Here is a 488-nt window from a genome sequence, read left to right on the forward strand (position 1 = left end):
GTGTCTACATAGTATCCACGGCACCAGAACTCCCTGTTTCTATACTTAAATTTCAAATCCCCGAACTGTTCATACAGCATCAGACTGCTTTTGCCCTTCAGATACCCCATAAAGCCCGATACACTCATCTTCGGCGGGATCTCCAAAAGCATATGAATATGATCAGCACAACATTCCGCTTCCAGGATATTCACATTTTTCCATTCACACAGCTTTCTTAAAATGCTCCCTATTGCCCTTCGCCGCTCTCCATAAAAGACCTGCCTTCGGTACTTAGGTGCGAAAACTATGTGATATTTACAGTTCCATCGGGTATGCGCTAAGCTCTTTTCGTCCCTCATTGGGACCCCCTTTTGATTTCCTGTTGAACCTTTGCAGTTGCCAGACCGCAAGGTGTTTTAACAAATCAAAAGGGGTTTTTATATACGGCCCAAAGCTGAAAGCTTTACGGAACCCCCAGCCTAGCTGGGGGTTTTCTGGATACAAAA

The 488-nt window shown here is 44.9% G+C and carries 2 protein-coding genes; both read right to left on the minus strand.

Annotation, left to right across the window (positions count from 1 at the left end; genetic code table 11):
* Positions 1 to 341, minus strand: a 341-nt coding sequence (gene tnpA / locus GTPT_RS16585) for an IS200/IS605 family transposase (RefSeq protein ID WP_156097545.1), incomplete at its 3' end; no start/stop codon positions are given.
* Positions 298 to 488: hypothetical protein (locus GTPT_RS17735; RefSeq protein ID WP_211255099.1), on the minus strand; the 191-nt coding region annotated here is incomplete at its 5' end. The genes GTPT_RS17735 and tnpA, both read right to left, overlap by 44 nt.

Origin of the sequence: Tatumella ptyseos ATCC 33301, from assembly GCF_000735525.1 — a bacterium.
Lineage (GTDB): Bacteria > Pseudomonadota > Gammaproteobacteria > Enterobacterales > Enterobacteriaceae > Tatumella > Tatumella ptyseos.